The 19,288-nt window shown below is 49.9% G+C and carries 9 protein-coding genes; 5 read left to right on the top strand and 4 right to left on the bottom strand.

The window, feature by feature from the left end:
- Positions 1-102 precede the first annotated feature (102 nt).
- From CRO74_RS27030 to CRO74_RS27010, 5 genes are all read left to right on the top strand, one after another.
- Positions 103-843: a response regulator gene (locus CRO74_RS27030; protein WP_097130700.1), complete on the top strand. Its 741-nt coding sequence runs from the start codon at positions 103-105 to the stop codon at positions 841-843.
- A 183-nt stretch (positions 844-1,026) separates the two neighbouring features.
- Complete coding sequence (locus CRO74_RS27025; protein WP_097130697.1) at positions 1,027-4,803, top strand: PAS domain S-box protein; 3,777 nt, start codon at positions 1,027-1,029, stop codon at positions 4,801-4,803.
- Between the two features lie 19 nt (positions 4,804-4,822).
- The gene (locus CRO74_RS27020) at positions 4,823-5,920 is read left to right on the top strand and encodes a hybrid sensor histidine kinase/response regulator (RefSeq protein ID WP_097130695.1); all 1,098 of its coding nucleotides are present in this window, start codon (positions 4,823-4,825) and stop codon (positions 5,918-5,920) included.
- A 35-nt stretch (positions 5,921-5,955) separates the two neighbouring features.
- Positions 5,956-10,161: a PAS domain S-box protein gene (locus CRO74_RS27015; RefSeq protein ID WP_097130693.1), complete on the top strand. Its 4,206-nt coding sequence runs from the start codon at positions 5,956-5,958 to the stop codon at positions 10,159-10,161.
- Between the two features lie 158 nt (positions 10,162-10,319).
- On the top strand, positions 10,320-12,116 hold the full coding sequence (locus tag CRO74_RS27010; RefSeq protein ID WP_097130691.1) for an ABC transporter ATP-binding protein: 1,797 nt from the start codon (positions 10,320-10,322) through the stop codon (positions 12,114-12,116).
- A 424-nt stretch (positions 12,117-12,540) separates the two neighbouring features.
- Here CRO74_RS27010 and CRO74_RS27005 read toward each other — a convergent pair whose 3' ends face one another.
- From CRO74_RS27005 to CRO74_RS26990, 4 genes are all read right to left on the bottom strand, one after another.
- Entirely contained in the window at positions 12,541-13,341 is an 801-nt protein-coding gene (locus tag CRO74_RS27005; protein ID WP_097130689.1) for a lipid II flippase Amj family protein, read from the bottom strand.
- Positions 13,342-13,411: 70 nt separating this feature from the next.
- Positions 13,412-14,860, bottom strand: a complete 1,449-nt coding sequence (locus CRO74_RS27000; RefSeq protein ID WP_097130687.1) for a DUF1501 domain-containing protein — start codon at positions 14,858-14,860, stop codon at positions 13,412-13,414.
- Positions 14,861-14,955: 95 nt separating this feature from the next.
- On the bottom strand, positions 14,956-18,138 hold the full coding sequence (locus CRO74_RS26995) for a DUF1553 domain-containing protein (protein ID WP_097130685.1): 3,183 nt from the start codon (positions 18,136-18,138) through the stop codon (positions 14,956-14,958).
- Positions 18,139-18,264: 126 nt separating this feature from the next.
- Positions 18,265-19,218: a sugar ABC transporter substrate-binding protein gene (locus CRO74_RS26990; RefSeq protein WP_097131138.1), complete on the bottom strand. Its 954-nt coding sequence runs from the start codon at positions 19,216-19,218 to the stop codon at positions 18,265-18,267.
- Between the last annotated feature and the right edge of the window lie 70 nt (positions 19,219-19,288).

Here is a 19,288-nt window from a genome sequence, read left to right as displayed (position 1 = left end):
AGCAATAAAATTTATGTCGTTGGCTTCAGCCCTGGACATAAGATTGCTATAAGGCTATCTGGCATAAAAGACTCTCCTTATTTAACCGTGTCCACTTAATACATGTCAATCCGGATACTAGTTATTGAAGACGTTGCACAGATTCGGGAAAATATAGCGGAACTGTTAACAATTAGTGGGTATGAGGTACAAACGGCTGCCGATGGTGTCAAAGGAATCTCCCTGGCCCAACAGTGTCTGCCGGAACTCATCTTGAGTGACATCATGATGCCGGATATGGACGGGTATCAGGTGCTGCAAAGGGTGCGAATGAATCCTAATCTGGCGCATACGCCCTTCATATTTTTAACCGCTAAATCGGATATGCTGGATCTGCGCTACAGTATGAATTTAGGGGCCGACGATTACCTGACCAAGCCTTTCCGGACCTCCGAGCTTCTAAAAGCCATTGAAAGCCGATTGACCAGAGTTCAGCAGCAGAATGGGGTACCAACTTCGGATCATTATTTAAAGACCGTTAATGGACGTGACAGACGGGGAACGATGGTGCTGGCGGTCGACGAGTGCTTCTGCTTTTTTACGAAGAATAGAGAGTATTTTGTTAATCACCCGGCAGGTACTTTTCAAGTGAATATAAGCCTCGATAAGTTAACCGCCGGGCTGGACCCAATGCTTTTCTTCAGGGCTAACCGAAACATTCTGCTGCACCGAAAAACCGTCCAGAAATATACATACTGGGATAAAGGTAAATATTGTCTTTTTTTGACAATTGGTCAGGAAACCTATGAGACCACATTAGCGAAGGCCAGATTCAGGGATTTTAAAAATTGGCTATCGGGATAGCCGTCGCATACCAGATAGAAAATTGACTGTATATTTCTGAAGCCTTTTGATTAACTTTTTTGGGAAAAGACAGGACAACGCCTGACAGTAGTAAGCAAGATGACTTTTTGGCTTATTCTACAATGTTTATAGTGTAAATAAGATCGATTAGTGTAATTAAGTCTAGAGTTGAACTAGAACAGTATGGATGAGTTTTCGCAGTTTTGGTTTGATGTTTCGCTTCAGGGAGTTGCCTTTGTTGAGCCTGTCTATACCGATAAGTTGCTGATAGCGACGTTTCGCTATAAACTGGTTAATACTGCTTTTGCCACGATTCTCAGACGAACCCGGGACGACTTTACCGGGCAGTTCGTAGCTGGCCTTTTTCAGAACGAAGAGGACTGTGCCTTCGTTGGTCAACTCCTGACCAGCCTGCAAACTGGCGAGTCGCAACAGTTCCATCAATATGGGCAGTGCGCAGGCGAAGAGGTATGGCTCCACGTGATAATAACCCGAATGGACCGGCAACTCATGGTCACTATTCAGGACATCAGCGAACAAAAGAAATCGGAGCAGGAGTTACAGCGTCGCCTGGCTATGGAATCAATCCTGTCGACCGTGTCGAGCCGGATGATTATCCTCGAATCTGCGGAGCTGGATGCCTATATGATTGAAGCGCTGGAGCAGATCGGCACCCACATTGTTGCCGAACGGGCAGCCGTAGTTATCTATTCGGACGACCATCAGTACGGGAGTTGTACCCATGAATGGTGCGCTCCGGGTATAGACTCCCGAAAACAAGCCAACCAGAATGTTCCCATACACAGTTTTGCCTGGTCACATCAGCTGGAAACCGGGCAGCTGATTCAATTTAGTATCGATGAGACGCAGTTAGACGAGATCAATGATGAAAGTATCCTGAAAGCAATGGCGGTTCGTTCCCTAATTGCCGTTCCACTGATTCAGAACCGAAAAACACAGGGGTTTATTGCGTTTTTTACGCTCACCCAGGCCCATAAATGGGGGCAAAGTGATGTTTCTCTTCTACAAACTTTCGGTACGCTCATTATCAACGTATTTGGCCGACTAAAGCAAGAGTCGGCTATCAAACGGGCCAATCAGCGGTTAGAGGGCCTGCATGAAATTGACCAGGCATTATTAAGCTCCCGGTTGGCCGATAGACCCCCCCTCTTAATTGCCATGAAGTACATTCACTTTATGGTGCCGTGCGAACGAATAACGGTTTTTCAGATTGATGAGGTCACCCAACTGGCCGTGGCCAAGTGCAGGCTGGTAAACGGTGTTCCCGTCAGCAATCCGCGTCAGGTTATTACCGACCCCTGCTTCTATGAACAGTTTCTGGCTGGCGAGAAGCTTACCTACCTGCCCGATTTACGGCCGGGTGCAACGAATTCGTCGCTTGCCTTAAGTGCAGTTCTGCACGAAGAGGGCTTTCAGTCGCTCGTTATTATTCCGTTGTTTAGTCGGCAGGAATGCATAGGGGCTTTAACGCTGGCTGCGGTAACTCCGCATTTCTTCACGGAAGAGTACCGGCATATTACCCAGGAAGTAGCCAGCCAGCTAGCTATCGTCCTGTATCAACAACAGTTGGATGAACAGCTTGAGGAGTACACCGAACAGCTTGAACAACGGGTAGAAGAACGAACGAGAGAAGTCAGACAGTTGTCGACAGTACAACGGGCTATCTTTGAACACGCCAGTCAGGCTATTTTGTCCACCGATATTTACGGAGTTATTCAAACGGCTAATCGAGCCTGCGAAAAGTTGATCGGTTACCGGGTCGAGGAATTAGTTGGCCGGGTAGCGTACCTTGAATTAAGGGAGGGCTACAGTCCAATGCCGGTAATAACTTATGTTACTACCCAACCTGATGAAGTTGTTTCGGCTGGTTTGCTCGATATGCTGGCCGAACACGGCTATTTTCAGGCCGAATGTCTACTTAGCCGCAAAGACGGAAGCCTGATACCGGTACTGATGGCGTCGAGTGTTTTAACCGATGAGAACAACGAAACTATCGGCTATGTGGGCATTGCTACGGATATTTCCGGGCTGAAAGCGATTGAATCAGAGCTTCAGGAGAAGAATGAGGAGTTAAGTACCTTTTTCGAAGGGGCCATTGATCTGCACTGTGTAGTAACCGTTGATGGAAAACTCCTGACTGCCAACCGGGCGTGGGATATGACCCTGGGATATAGTAGAGAAGAACTCGATCAGTTAACGTTTGCAGAGTTAGTACACCCGGATGAGCAGGAACTTCTTCAGCAAAGTGTATGGGAACTAACGAACTACAGGCCGGTTCGCAATCAACTGAACCGGTTTCTGAAAAAAGACGGTACCTACCGGTCGCTGGAGTGGAATGCGATACGGGTAAACGCTATATTTTATGCCTCCGCACGGGATGTAACGGAACGCCAGCAGGCCGAAAGGCAATTGATTAACCTCAATCAGCGGCTTCAGGTGGCTACCAGTGCAGCTGGTCAGGGAATCTGGGAAAGAGACTTTAAAAAGGATACACTAATCTGGGACGACCGCCTGTGGGAAATGCATGGGTTAAGGCCGGGTCGAACGGAATGGCATTTTTCAGATTTTGCAAAGATGCTTCATCCCGATGATCGGGATGCCGTTGTTACCATACCGCTAACCAATTTGATCTCAAACGAAGTAGCGCGCATTGTACGGCCAGACGGGACCATCCGCTACATGGAATCTAACGGGATCGTCCTGACAGATGAAGCCGGTAAGCCCGTTAGAGCGATTGGGGTCGTTGCCGATGTAACGGAGCGAAAAGTGGCCGAAGATGCCCTTCGGGAAAGTGAGCGCCGGTTCCGGGAAATAGCCGAAAATGTTGATGAGATTTTCTGGATTCACTCGGCAGAACCGTTTGAATTGTTGTATGTCAACCCGGCTTATGAGCGGGTGTGGAACGCCAGTTGCCAGAGTTTATACGACAATCCGCGTTCATTCATGAATTCCATCGTGGAGGAGGATAAACCACTCGTCAAAGCTTTTATAGACCAGTACAAAGCCGGTTACGAAGGCCAGTTTTACTGTCGTCTGAAGGGTATGGATGGCAATGTCCGCTGGCTGTCGATCCGTACGTTCGTGGTGCATGATAGCTACGGTAAAATTGTCCGGCACATTGGCATTGCCAACGATGTAACAAGTCAGAAAGAGAAAGAATTAGTGTTGCAGCAATCGCTGCAACGGGAACAGGAACTGAATCAGCTTAAGTCGCAGTTTGTTTCTACCGCTTCGCACGAGTTTCGTACACCGCTGGCAACCATTCAATCCAGTGTCGATTTGATAAGGTTTTACCTCGACTTGCCAACGGCCACTGGCAACAAGTCGATTCACCATCACTTAAATGTGATTGGTAAAGAAATTGATCAGTTTGGAACCCTCCTCTCAAACATATTGACGATTGGCACTATCGACGCCGGAAAAGTAAAGTTTTCTCCTCGCCATGTCGACATGGTGGCGCTTTGTACCGACATTATTAAAACGCACTTTAGTGAGCAGTCAACTAATCGATCTGTCAATGTGTCAATAGAAGGGATACCCTACATTGTTTTTATTGATCAAAAGCTGATCAGCCATGTCATTGTTAACCTACTGTCAAACGCTTTTAAGTTTTCGACGGATAACCCTTCCTTGCGGCTTATTTTTAAAGAAAAAGCGATTATCGTTCAAATAACCGATCAGGGAGTGGGTATTCCGGCGCGGGAAATGTCGGCGTTATTTCAGGCTTTTTTTCGCGCTAGTAATTCAAATGGAATACCGGGCACAGGCCTGGGATTGGTCATTGCCCGGCAGTTTATCGAACTGCATGGCGGCTATCTTGACATCCGGAGCGAAGAAAAGAAAGGAACTACCTGTATTGTTACCTTGCCTACAAGTCTTACCAACGAGCCAGTGGCTACATCATTAATAAATACACCTTCAACCGTAACGTCCCACTAATTATTTTTTTACGAAGTTAATGACTACTCAAATCTTACTTGTTGAAGACGAAACCCAAATTCGGGAAAACGTAGCCGAATTACTTACTCTGCATGGCTTTCAGGTAGAGACGGCAGTGAACGGTCGTGAGGGCATAAGTCAGGCTCTATTGCAACAACCGGATTTAATTTTATGTGATATCATGATGCCGGAAGTGGATGGCTATCAGGTGCTGGATGTGGTTCGTAACAACCGGACAACCGCCAATATCCCATTCATATTTTTGACCGCCAAGACCGAACCCGCCGATCTGCGCCGGGGCATGGTTATGGGAGCCGATGACTACCTGACCAAACCCTTTACGTTCCAGAGCCTGCTAAGTGCTATTGAAAGCCGGTTGCAGCGGGAAACAACGCGGAAGGCGGATTTGAAAGCGCAAATGGAAAACTTCCGCCACTCGTTAGCTTCTGTATCGGTTCACGAATACAACACCTGTCTGACGGGTATAATTGGGTTTGCCTCCATGTTAACGGATCGGAGTCAGTCCTTCAATGGTGAGGATACACAGATGATGCTCAACATGATTAAGGTGAGTGGGCTCCGGCTGAAACGCTCTCTGGACAATATCCAGTTAATGGACCTCTTACAAAAACTGGAGCCATCCCATCCCGAATATGTCTACTACACAAGTGGTAGTTCCCCCATTTCGGCAGAACTTGTTACGGCCTGTGTCGAGTCAATTGAACTCCGGCTCGATAGGAAAGTAGACTGGTGGCAGGAGATTGCCAGCGCTCAACTTCAGCTTTCAGCAATTAATTTGAAAAAATGCCTGGAAGAATTGATTGATAATGCCTTTAAATTCTCGTACCCCGGTCAAACCGTACATATAACAGGAGAACAGGATGAAGCTGGATACAGCCTGACCATTACCAATACAGGCCAGCCGTTTACTCCTGAAAACGACACAAGTATAGGTCCTTATGTGCAGTTTGACCGGAAAAAGTATGAACAGCAGGGCTTTGGTGTAGGATTGGCTATTGTACGCGTAATCCTGGGGTTGAATAAAGGCCGGTTGACCATCGAAAGTCCTTCGCCGGGCCTGACCAAAGCCGTTATTTGGTTACCCCGTGGAGACTAATCAGCACAGACGTTTAGCCCAACAGTGAGTCGCCTATGAGCCAATCTAGCCCACCATCCAAAACAAGCGAGGAAAACCATGCTGGTTTTTCTACATCCAATATACTAATTGACGATCTGCCCGATCTGCCAATTGGGGTTATAGCCTGCATACCAGCAGATGATAAAACAGGTGCGGTTGTTAAGTTGAAAATTACTTATTGCAATCCCTGCGCAGCGTCGCTCTTTGGGTTACAGGTTGATACTAAAGGAGCGATTTATCTTGATGAAACGCCGGAGCTGGCCACGCTGTATAAGTCGGCTGTTCAGGTAATGGAAACGGGTATCCCCGTTGCGGCCGATCTCTACAGGACGAAAAGCGCGCAATGGCTAACCTGTTCAATCAGGTGGCATAAGGAGCAATGTATCATTTATCTGGAGAAGGCCGCACCCCCGGAAAATCTAAACAATAGTTTACAACGTCGACTGCAACTGGAAGCAATTATTTCTTCTATGTCCAGTCGTCTGCTCTCCATCACAGCACCCGAGCTGGATGCGTTTATAGTTGAATCGTTAGCCCAGATTGGCGAATACAATCGGGCTGATCGGGTGTATGTTTTCAAGTATTTGAAGAATGGGACAATCATGAGTTGTTCGCATGAATGGTGCGCTGAGGGAATTGAACCCCAGTTGCCTCATATGCAGAACGATCCTATTTCGCTTTATCCGTGGTGGCATCAGAAAATGGTTAATCAGGAGGCCATTCGATTGGTTACTCTGGATGATTTGCCACCTCATGCTATTCCGGAGCGGAAAAGCCTGGAAAGACAAAGTATCCAGTCGCTGTTGGTTGTGCCTATGGTTTTGGATAACGAACTGATCGGGTATGTGGGTTTTGATGCCGTTCGGGAGGAGCGAAACTGGGATAAGAACGATACGGACCTACTAAAAACCTTTGCTTCTCTTTTAATTAACGCAACTAGCCGGGTTGGCCGGGAACAACTTTTGCAACGGGTCAACAAGCGACTTGAGGGGGTAAGCAAAATTAGTTCGGCCTTACTGAATAGTAGGTTGCTCAATGTGCAACCGGGTCTAACAGCCCTGAAATACGTTTATGAAATGATTCCGTGCGAGGTCGGAATCCTGTTTCGTGTCGATCAGGAGAACCAGTCTGCTTTTACGGAAAGCCGACTTCGACACGGTAGGCAGGAGCGCTTACCGGATATTCGTTTTTCGGCGAAGTTTCTTCACCATCCAATTTTTGAACAGGGACGGGAGCTACTCATAAATCAGTTAGAAGCCGGGATGCTCGATTTCCCGCCAGGATTCAACCCGCATCAGTGGGGCCATCGCTCATTTCTGGCCATTCCGCTCTTCGCTCATCAGCAATACCTGGGCCTCGTTGTACTGCTGGACAAAACGCCGAAATTCTTCACCAGAGAACATGTATTAATTGCCCGCGAAGTAGCCGCTCAACTATCCGTTGTTCTCCTGCAGGAAGATGTTAATCGACAACTGGGAGAACAGGCTGGCAAACTGCACGAGAATAACCAGCTTCTACAGGCTATTATTGACCATACGCCGGCTATATTGGCATTGTGGGAACCGGTTCGTATCGATGGCCGTATTGTTGATTTTAAATACCTGTTATCGAATCCGGTAAATTCAGCCGTTACTGGCTACAGTCATGACGAGCTAATGCAGGGCACGTTGGTTGGCTTGTTTCCGTTTACGCACGAAAACGGAATATTCAATCGGGCGGTAGAAGTTGCCGAAACCGGTGAGTCGCAGCAGTTTCAGCTTAAGTACAAGATACGGAACAGGGATCTGTGGGGCGAATACTCGCTGGTTCAGGTTGGCGGAAATGTCTTGCTAACCATCAAAGATATATCCCACCTGAAGCAGGTAGAAGACAAACTTAGGCAGGATAATACCGAACTGGAAAAGCGTGTAGCCGTCAGAACCAGCGAAATACAGCAGCTTTCTGCCATGCAGAAAGCTGTGTTCATGCATGCCGGACTGGCAATCACTGCAACAGATGCCCAGGGCGTTATTCAACTCGTAAATCCAGCATTGGAAAGCCTGACCGGCTACACCGCCGACGAGCTGATTGGAAAAGTAAAGCCCAGAGCACTACGAGACCCTGCCACCCATCATAGTTTACTCCAGAAGTTGAACCCCGACGTAGTGGACGACGGTACCGGAGAAGAACTGATTATTGAGTATATCCAAAAAAACGATTTTCTACGGCGGGAAAACACCATCCTCACCAAACAGGGACAGCGTATACCTGTTTTGTCGACAGTTAGCGGTTTGTATGATGATAACAACGTGCTCATTGGGTTTGTCGATATCGTAGCCGACATCTCCTATTTGAAAACCATTGAGCATAAGCTGATGCAGGCTAACCAGCGCAGCCGTTTAGCCACTATGGCGGGAAAACTGGGTGTGTGGGAGTGGAATCTGCTTACCAACGAGCTAGTGCTGGACGAGAATTTCCTTGTGCTGTTCGGTCTGCCCGAAAATGCACCAATCAAACGGATAGAAGACTTGGAGCAAATCGTTCACCCCGACGATCTGGCGTATTTCAAGCAAAATGTAAAGGATATTATAAAATGGCAGAAACCGTTCGACGTTGAGTTTCGGGTGTATTTCCCCGCCACAAAAACAACCCATTACTTAAAGGCCGATGGCTTAATTGTCCAGAATGAAGATGGTATAAACAACCGGCTGATCGGCGTCATTCGGGATCGGACAAAAAAACGACAGGCCGATCAGGCACTTAAAGTCAGTGAAAAGCGATACCGTTCATTGGTCGACCATTTGAAAGACATCGTTTTCCAAACCGATCTGTCGGGTTGCCTGACGTACCTGAATCCTGTCTGGCAAAAGATCACGGGATTCAGCGTAGAAGAAGCACTCGGTAAACCCTTTCTGGAATTTGTATTTCCGGATGATCGGGAACGAAACCGGTATTTATGTGACCAGCTCATATGTCGTCAAAAAGCAATTTGTCGACATGTTGTGCGCTATACCCACAAGGACGGCGGCTACCGGTGGATTGACGTGTTTGCTCAGCTTACCGTAAACGAACAGGATGAAGTTACGGGTCTTGCGGGTACTCTAACAGACATCACCGAGCGCAAGCAGGCAGAAGACGCCATGCTGGAAAGCGAGCAGCGGTTTCGGGATATTGCCGAAAACGTTGATGAAATTTTCTGGATTCGTGACCTGCATGCGCCAACGTTCATCTACATAAATCCAGCCTATGAGAAGTTTACCGGCGAGCGGGCCGAAACATTGTATGGCAATCCTATGGTTTTTTTGAACTTCATTCTGGAAGAAGATCGCTCAAAGGTATTGGCCACTTTTGTGAGCGAAGCCAATCAAGACTCAACGTTCCAGTTCAGAGCCTGGCATAAAGATGGTACCCTTCGGCATCTGGATGTTCGGCTTTTCCGGGTAGTGAATGAAGAGGGCGTGTTGATACGCCGGATTGGTATGGCTACCGACATTACAACTTCTATTGAGAAAGAACTTATTCTGGAGGAGTCACTCAAAAAAGAACGAACGTTAAACGCGTTGAAATCCCAGTTCATTTCAACCGCTTCCCACGAATTCAGAACACCGCTGGCCGCTATCAATTCCAGTGTTGAACTGGTAAAACATTATGTCAATATTGATCATTCGGATACGCCGATAACGAGAGTCATTAATCAGCACATTGAGAAGATATATCAGAAGGTGTTCTTACTTAACGATCTGATTACGGATACATTGACAATCAGCAAAATAGATGAAGGACGAGTGAATGTCAACTTAGAGTCAACCGATTTGATAGAACTGTACGAGAACACAGTAAAGCACTATTTCAGTGATCGTGAGGATAATCGATTTGTTGAATTTGGCTATACTGGCAACCCGGTTGCCGTGAACCTCGACAGGAAGTTGACCGAACATATTCTGACAAATCTGTTGTCGAACGCGTTTAAGTTTTCAACCAAAAACCCACGACTGACGATCAGCTTCAGCACGGAAGAAGTCATGATGACCATACGTGACGAAGGCATTGGTATACCCGAAAAAGACATTGCAAATTTATTCGGCAAATTCTTTAGAGCCAGTAACGTTACGGCCTTCCAGGGTACCGGTCTGGGACTGGCCATCTGCCAGGAATACATTACGCTACAGAATGGCCGCATTACCTGTGAAAGTAAAGAAGGGGCCGGGACTTCATTTAAAGTATACTTTCCGTTTTCATAGAAAGAAGAATCGTTGATTTTGGCTATTTTATTAACATTAACCCATCCCGGAATTATCTGGGATTAGTATTGTTATTGAGTAAGTTCCAGGATAACAACGGTAATAACGCGTTCGCCGTAAGCCGTTTGTCCACTGTATACCAACCTTGCACTACATTTATGCGGTTACTCTACTCTTACTTACGTCAATACTGGGGGCTGTTGATTCTGGCCCTGGTTCTGGCGGCCATCAATCAGATCTTCTCTCTGCTTGACCCATATATTTTTCGTAAAATCATTGACCAGTATGTTGTTAAACCCGGTGGAAAGCTATCGGACATCAACTTCTGGCAGTTTCTGGGCGACGGTGCCGGTTTGCTCATTTTACAGGCATTGGGCGTAGCCATGGTGAGCCGGATCGCCAAGAACTTCCAGGATTATTACGTTAATGTGATCACCCAGCGGTTGGGTGCCAAGTTGTATACCGATGGACTGCGCCACTCGCTGGAATTGCCCTATCAGGTATTTGAAGACCAGCGTTCCGGGGAGACCCTGGGCAAACTGCAAAAGGTACGGGCCGATGTAGAGAAGCTGATCCAGTTGTTCGTAAATGTGCTGTTTACATCCGTTGTGGGCATCATTTTCGTGATGTGGTACGCCACCACCGTTTACTGGCCCATTGCCCCTGCCTACTTCCTGACCATCCCGCTCCTGGGCTTCGTGAGTTCATTGCTGAGTAAAAAAATCAAGGTCGTTCAAAAGACGATCGTGGCCGAAACGACGGCGCTGGCGGGTTCAACGACCGAAAGTCTGCGTAACATTGAACTGGTGAAAAGCCTGGGACTGGCCCAGCAGGAAACCGAGCGTCTGAACGCCACGACGGATAAAATCCTGCGTCTGGAACTCAAAAAGGTGAAGTACATCCGGTCGCTGTCGTTTATTCAGGGCACGTTTGTAAACCTGTTGCGCAACGCCATTATGCTGCTCATGCTGTTTCTGGTGGTGCAGGGGCGGATTACGGTGGGTGAGTTCTTCTCTCTTTTCATTTATTCCTTCGCCATCTTCGGGCCTTTGCAGGAACTGGGCAATATTATTAACGTATATCGGGAGACGGAAGCGTCGCTGGCCAACTTTCAGCAGATTCTCGACACGCCCCGCGATGTTCGGCCTGCTCACCCGCAGGCCATCAACAAGATTGAAACGCTGGCCTTCGAGGATGTACGTTTCAAACACCTCACGGCCCATATTCCCGCCCTGGCCGGTATTTCCTTCAGGGCCAAGCTTGGGGAGACCATCGCGTTTGTTGGGCCATCGGGTTCCGGGAAAACAACGCTGGTGAAACTGCTGGTTGGCCTTTACCCGCCATTGGCCGGAAAAATTCTGTATAACGATATTCCGGGTTCTGAGATTAACATGGACGAATTGCGCGAGCAAATCGGCTTTGTTACGCAGGATACGCAGCTTTTTGCCGGTACCATTCGTGAGAACCTCCGGTTTGTAGCGCCCAAAGCTACGGATGAGGAATGTTTGCTGGCTCTGCGTCAGGCTGCTGCTGATACGTTGCTCAGCCGGGCGCCCCAGGGCCTCGACACGGTCATTGGCGAGGGCGGAGTCAAGGTGTCAGGTGGTGAAAAACAGCGACTGAGCATTGCCCGCGCGTTACTGCGCAAGCCAACGTTGCTGGTCTTTGACGAGGCCACATCGGCGCTGGATTCGCTCACGGAAGAAGAGATCGGCAAGACTGTCCGCGAGCTATCCGGTTCCCGGCAGCACATCACCATCCTGATTGCACACCGCCTAAGCACGATTTTACACGCCGACCGAATCTTCGTTCTCGAACGGGGGCATATAGCCGAGCAGGGTGCTCATGCCGAATTACTGGAACAAAAAGGGCTTTACTACGCCATGTGGCGGCAACAAATCGGCGAACGGAAAGAAATTTCCGTACCCGTCCAGAAGCCGTTGGCGTTGAATTGAGATTAATAATGGCGGATGGCGCAAGGCTCTGGCCTTGTGTCTATTATTCTCCGGCCTCTGGCCGGTAAATCATAACAGTTGAATACACCGGCCAGAGGGTAAAGACGGGTCTCCCAGGGTGGTTGGGCATAGTCTGTGACTATGTTGTGGTGTTATCCGGTCTCTGACCGGCGTATCAGGCTGGTCATTTACTCCGGTCAGAGGCACTTTCTACCCCAATCAACCTCTGTGAACTCCGTGCCGCAACGGCGGACCGTCTCTGTGGTTAAACCTTTTTTGTGAAGTCAGGTTCTCAAACCTGACCACGGAGGTTTCTCAAAACCTAATTTTAACGTGAATAATGGCCGCGTAGCGACAACGGTACTTAAACCTCTGAATGTCAAAGGCTGTATTCTATTATTCACGTTAAATAGAAAAGACAACCTCACATGTGCTCCGCAATCAGTACAATCAATTGCGAAGCGGGTAAAAAGACAAGCTGAGCCAGTAAGGTGCCCAGTAGCCGGGCAATAACCAGAATGACAACCTGGTTTCGGAAGGCAGGCTCCTGGTACTTTCCCTCGGCCACTTCATCGGTCAGAATAGACAAATACGGGTCGATGAACAAAAACATCAGGATCGTAGCAAGTCCATTAATGACCGACGATAAATTGCTCGATGTTGTCCGTAAACCCGGATTCAGGTAACCGGCATACAACGACGCCAGTACCCCCACCGTCAAAACTGCCACCGCAACAACGTTGAATACAAACACCCGCCACGGAAACGGCCCTTTGTCAACTAAACGGGTCATATTCTGGAAACTTGGCGCTACTGTGCTCGAACGAATTAGATCGAAACCCCGCGACGATACACTGGCCAGTACTAGTCCGGGCATTGATTTGTGGCGGCTGAAGTGGACAACCGCATAGGAAAATAGCCGCTGAAAAGACGGAATCAGCAAGGCCCCCACCAGCGTAGACAACGATGTCATCCACAAAACCCAGTAAAACTGGTCGATGGGATTGGCACGGCCAAGGCGAATGTTTTTCTCAACAATGTTGGCTAAAATAGGTGCCTGAAAGCCGTTTGCGGTCCTTGATACCAGTACCAACACATTGAATAAGGCAAAAGACACCGCTATTTTTCGGGTTCGAATTCCCACAATCCGCACCGAATAGGAGAGGGTGCTGATTAGATTTATGAGAAACGTTAACAGCAGTACCCAAAGGATTTGTGCAGACATTGGAAAGGGTTAGTGATTATTGGTAATTTCTTCCGATGGCACAAGGCCAGAGCCTTGCGCCATCACTAGTTTACGCCAGAATGCCCTTTACCAGTTTCCCCTCGACATCCGTCAGCCGGAAACGGCGTCCCTGAAATTCGTAGATGAGCTTTTCGTGGTCGACGCCCAACAGGTGCAACAGCGTAGCCTGAAAATCATGCACGTGAACGGGATTTTTGATGATGTTATAGCCAAACTCATCCGTTTCGCCGTAGGTAATTCCCGACTTTATGCCACCGCCCGCCATCCACATCGTAAAGCAGCGCGGGTGATGGTCGCGCCCGTAATTATCTTTGGTAAGTTTGCCCTGCGAGTAATTCGTCCGGCCAAATTCGCCCCCCCATACGACGACCGTATCGTCCAGCAGGCCCCGCTGTTTGAGGTCCTGAACCAGAGCCGCCGAGGCCTGGTCCGTGGCTTTGCACTGTTTGGTTATCCCCGACGGTAAATTGCCGTGCTGGTCCCAGCCCTGGTGATAAAGCTGAACGAATTTGACGTCGCGTTCCAGCAGTCGGCGGGCCATCAGGCAGTTGGCGGCAAACGTGCCGGGGTTTCGGGATTCCGGGCCGTAGAGATCAAATACCCAGTCGGGTTCGTTAGAGAGGTCGTTTACATCGGGGACGGACGTTTGCATCCGGAACGCCATCTCGTACTGAGCAATGTGGTTCGCCACTTCCGGGTCGCCGTACATTTCCTCCTGCACCTGATTGAGGTCTTTCAGCGCATCGAGCATATAGCGCCGGTCGGTGGTGCTGTAGCCGTTGGGGTTGTTCAGATAAAGTACGGGATCGGCCCCGGAGCGGAACTGCACGCCCTGGTGTTTAGACGGTAAAAAACCATTTCCCCAAAGCCGGGCGTACAAAGGCTGATCTTTGGGAGCATCGTTCGAAACCAGAACAATGAACGCAGGCAGGTTCTCATTGGCACTTCCCAGACCATAACTCACCCAGGCACCAATACTCGGGCGTCCGGCCAGTTGGTTACCCGTCTGAAAAAAGGTGAGGGCCGGGTCGTGGTTAATCTGCTCCGTGTACATCGACTTGATGAAGCAGAGATCGTCGGCCACTTTGCCGGTATAGGGCATGAGTTCACTAAGCCACGCCCCGCTCTTGCCGTGCTGGGCAAATTTATAGGGCGAACTCACCAGCGGTAACGCCGACTGCTGGGCGCTCATGCTGGTAAGCCGCTGCCCTTTTCGCACCGATTCGGGCAGGTCTTTGCCGTGCATCTTTTCCAGATACGGCTTATAGTCAAATAACTCCAGCTGCGATGGCCCCCCGCTCTGGCACATATACACTACCCGTTTGGCCCTGGGTGGGCGATTGGGGGCCGTGAGTGCCTCTTGGGCAGTGGGGTTGGAGAAAAGATTCTGAGGCAACAACGCCCCGAGAGCCACCGAGCCTAAGCTCAGCGAGGCTTTGGTTAGAAAAGACCGTCGGTTAAATGTATCGGCCAGATGCTGGGCTAGTTTCTCACTCATGGCTTGTAATGCCGACCGTCCCGGTCGGGAGTGTATTATGTTTAAACGTTAATCTCCCGACCGTGATGGTCGCCGGGCCGACGCTCGGTGCTACATTAATGCTTGGTAACGAACGCTTCGGAATTCATGACGGTGCTGGCCACAACGGCAACAGCGGCCAGGGCAGGCTTGTCGGCCACGGCTTTCAGTTTGTACTCTCCTGCTTGTAGCCATCCCTGCATTTTGGCCGGATTTTTCGTGAACAACTGGTATTCCTGCTGATACAATCGGGTCAGAATAGCCAGTTCTTTGGGGGCTGGCTTCCGGCTGGCCAGGAGCCTAAACGTGTACGTTAGCCGATCCGAAATAGTTGCGTATTGAGCGAGTGACCGTTCGGCAACGACTTTGGCGGCTTCAACAAACTGTGGATCGTTGAGCAGCACCAGCGCCTGCAAGGGTGTGCTGGTTTTCTGCCGCTGAACCACGCAATAGCTGCGCGACGGAGCATCGAAGGTGTTCATGGACGGGGGCGGGTTGGTCCGGCGCCAGAACGTGTACAGGCTTCGGCGGTATAGGCTGTCTCCTTTATCCTGCTCATACGTCGTGTTATTGACCGCCCAGAGCCCTTCGGGCTGATAAGGTTTTACACTGGGGCCACCCAGTTGTTTGACTAACAGGCCGCTGGCGGCCAGCGCGTTGTCGCGGATCATCTCGGCGGTTAGGCGAGAAATGGGGCCGCGCGACAGCCAGGTGTTTTCCGGGTCTTTTTGCAGACTCTCGCGGGTGCCGTAGGACGATTGCCGGTAGGTGGCCGACATTACAATCAGTTTCTGCATGGCTTTCATGTTCCAGCCTCCTTCGCGGAACGTAACGGCCAGCCAGTCGAGCAGTTCCGGGTGCGTAGGCAGCCCGCCCTGATTCCCGAAGTTATTGGCCGACTTCTGAATGGCGTTGCCGAAATACGTTTGCCAGTACCGGTTTACTACCACCCGCGCCGTCAGCGGGTTATCGGGGTGAAGGAGCCATTTGGCCAGCCCCAGCCGATTACGGGGAAACTCCGGCGAGAAAGGCAGCACACTGGCCGGAACATCGGGCTTCACCTGCGGGCCGTTGGCGTCGTACACCCCCCGTTTCAGAAGATAAGTTGGACGGGGCGTTTTCATCTCGTCCATCACCATAATTTCCGGAATGGCCTCGACCAGTTTATTCCGCTCGGCCCGGAGTTGCTGCAAAGCCTGTTGCTGTTGCTGGTAAACGGGCGAAAGATGACTGAAATAATACTGTTTCAACGGGTCGCCTTTCATGGGCGTTACCTGTTGCACAGATTGGGCCAGCGCCTGAACTTCGGGCGGGCTTAATGTGCGGTTATAGACAACCAGTTCATCGACCAGTCCCTTCTTGAAACCTGGCCCACGCATATCTGCCCCCACCATCAGACCCGTCTGTTTTCCGTTGAATAAAATGTCTTTGTAGAGATTGTCCCGCTCGGTCAGGAGTGCCGTTTCCTGCCCGTCGACGTACAGACGGAAGCCACTCGCTTTGCTGGAGCCGTCGTAGGTCATGGTTAGTTGAATCCACTTTTCCTTGGGCAGCACCTGTCTGCTGACCCTAACAATGCTGTTGTAGGGCCAGGTGTGGGCCATCAGCAGTTCGGCTTTGTCGTCGCGGAGGTTGAGGAAGTACCCCCGGAAATTATACAGAATATCGCCGTTGCCTTTGTGAACGAGGGCCGCTTTCGAAACGCCCTTCGGAATGTTGATCCACACGCCAATGGAAAACGGCTGCGACCGACTGAAAACACCAGCCTGTCCCAGCGTCAGGATGTCGTCGCCGTTGGATTGAAAGGCATTGCCCCGTTTGCCCGGCACAAGTACCGGGTCGAGTACTTTGCCACTGTCTTTAACGCTCACCTCATTCACGAACCGTCCCTTCACCAGTTTATCGAAGGTAAAGTGCGCCTGTAAGCCCTTGCGCGGATCGAACGGAACGGCACTGGTTTTCGATTGCCAAGCCTCAAATGCTTTTTGCTCGGTCTGTACGGTTTGCTTCAAATCTGTTTCTGCCTTTCGGATCTTCGTGTTGATGAAAGTCAGCAGGCTATCTTCTTTGGGCTGGGTGAGCAGCATCGTGGGCACCGGCATGGCATCGTCCCACGAAATCTGCCCGGCTTCGTCCACGTTGTTGAAAAAAGCGAACAAACTGTAATAGTCTTTCTGCGAGATGGGGTCGAACTTATGGTCGTGGCAGCGGGCGCACTCGACGGTCATGCCCATCAGGGCTGTGCCCAGCGTGTTGGTCCGGTCGGCAACGTACTCCACCCGGAACTCCTCGTTGATAATGCCTCCCTCCATATTCTGCGAATGGTTTCGGTTGAAGGCCGTCGCTAATCGCTGTTCGGGGGTTGGGTTAGGCAGCAGATCGCCCGCCAGTTGCCAGGTGATGAACTGGCTGAATGGCCGGTTGCGGTTAAACGCCTGAATGACCCAATCGCGCCAGGGCCACATCGGCCGGTACCGGTCAACGGTATAGCCGTGTGTATCGGCATAGCGGGATAAATCCAGCCAGTCGACCGCCATCTTTTCGCCGTAATGCGGTGATTTCAGTAAGCGGTTAACTACTTTTTCGTAGGCATCGGGCGAGGTGTCGGCCAGAAACGCGTCGGTTTCGGCCAGGGTAGGGGGTAGACCGGTGAGGTCGAGGGTTACCCGGCGGAGGAGCGTTTCCTTGTCAGCTTCGGGCGATGGTTTGAGGCCTTTTTCTTCCAGCTTGCTCAGAGTAAAGTAGTCGATTGGATTTTTGGGCCAAATGGTATTTTTTACGGCTGGCAAGACCGACTTATCCGGTTTAATGAGCGCCCAGTGCGGTTTGTATTCGGCGCCCTGCTCAATCCATTTGATCAGAACGGCCTTCTCGTAAACCGACAGCGAACGATTTGAGGCTTTCGGCGGCATCATCTCATGGTCGTCGGTGCTCAAAATCCGGTGGTAGACTTCACTATTGGCCAGGTCACCGGGAACAATGGCGTGTTTACCCTTCGCTTTTTTGAGGGCGGCCATAGCGCCTTCCGGCGTGGCTAATTCCAGTCCGGCTTTCTGGCTATTTTTGTCCGGCCCATGGCAGAAGAAACACTTGTCGGACAAGATGGGCTTCACGTGTAGATTGTAATCGATCGTTTCGGGAAGCTTATCGTCCAGTTGAGCAATCTCCGCCGGTTTGTCGACGCCACAACTTTGCAAGCTTATGGCCAGACTGAAACAGCCGATTCCAATAAGAAGACGTAGGCGTTGATATATCACCATCTCTGGAAGTTAATTACAGGTTATAGGAACACGGATGGAACGGATGAAACAGATGGAACGGATAAAAATCATGAAATCAGTTTTTATCCGTTCCATCTGTTTCATCCGCGTTCCTATCAAATATACCTACTTTAAAAATTTGCTCAAATTATCTTTGGTAACCAGTTGAAACGGCACAAGTGTTTCTTTGTCAAACGGTTGTCTCTTGGCGGCTTTAATGGCCGTTTCAATAGCTTTTGATCCCTGCTGCTCGGCATTCTGGAAAACGGTAGCATCCAGTGAGCCTTTCTTTACTGCCTGCAAAGCATCCGGAATGGCGTCGATACTAACAACAATCACCTTATCTTTCAAACCCGCATCGGTCAGGGCTTTTACGGCACCCAGGCCCATCTCGTCATTATGTGCGAAGACCGCGTTAATCTGCGAGCCATACGACTGAATCCAGTTTTCCATCAGCGACATCGCCTTGGCGCGGTCCCATTCGCCCGTTTGGTGGGCTATGAGTTTCAGGTTCGGGTACTGCTTCAGGATTTCCCGCGCCCCCTGTTCGCGTTTTATCTGAGCTGCCTGACCCATGTAGCCGTGCATCATGACCACGTTGCCTTTGCCGCCCAGCTTATCGGCAATAAATTTCATGGCAATTCGGGCCGATTCTATATCGTCTGACCCAACGAAAGCCGAGGGCTTTGAACTCGTTTCGGAGTTGACGTTGATGATCGGTATTTTGGCGGCCAGTGCTTTGGCAACGGCTGGCGAACTGGCTTCCACTTCGCACGGATTCATGATAATGGCATCGACTTTCTGCGCGATAAAGCTTTCTACCTGCTCCACCTGCTTGAGCGCCGACCGTTCCGCATCGACGGTAATCAACTCAATACCTGCCTTTTGTGCTTCCTTGTCCATCTCGTCATGCACGTTGACGATGAACTCATTCTGCATGCTCAGCATGGTGGCACCCACCACCAGTTTTTTGCCTTCTCCCTCCTGACCGGTTTCATTCGTGCCGGATTGAGAACAGCCTGAGAGCAAAAGGAATACGGATAGGGTAGCGGTGATAGAAGTTAGTGAAAGACGTCTCATATTGGTTTTTAGGTTGTACCAAACAGCCTCTGGCTGTTTGACGTGAAGGCTATACAAACAGCTAGAAGCT

This window comes from Spirosoma fluviale (genome assembly GCF_900230225.1).
Lineage (GTDB): Bacteria > Bacteroidota > Bacteroidia > Cytophagales > Spirosomataceae > Spirosoma > Spirosoma fluviale.
The sequence above is the reverse complement of the archived record's forward strand: the minus strand, read 5'-3'. Positions and strand labels throughout refer to the sequence as shown.